Source organism: Phyllobacterium phragmitis, assembly GCF_002980495.1.
GTDB classification, from domain to species: domain Bacteria; phylum Pseudomonadota; class Alphaproteobacteria; order Rhizobiales; family Rhizobiaceae; genus Paramesorhizobium; species Paramesorhizobium phragmitis.
Window position 1 is genome coordinate 1 of sequence record NZ_PVBR01000120.1, and the last position, 255, is coordinate 255.

A 255-nucleotide genomic window follows, 5' to 3' on the forward strand; every position below is an offset into this window, starting at 1 on the left:
ACAAGCGTCACCGCGCCACCGAATTCCTCGACTTCCTGAAGCGGATCGACGCCGAGATGCCAAAGGGCCCGGACGTGCATCTGGTGATGGACAACTATGCGACCCACAAGACGCCACGGATCAAGGCCTGGCTTGCGCGCCGCCCGCACTGGCATGTCCACTTCACACCGACTTCGGCCTCCTGGATCAATCAGGTCCAGCGGTGGTTTGCAGAGCTGACGCGAAAGCAGTTGCAGCGCGGCGTCCATCGCTCCA

1 protein-coding gene is annotated in these 255 nt (G+C 62.4%); it reads left to right on the top strand.

Going from position 1 to position 255, the window contains the following annotated elements:
• The coding region (locus C5748_RS27610; RefSeq protein ID WP_199194926.1) for a transposase at window positions 1–255 on the top strand (255 nt) is incomplete at both ends.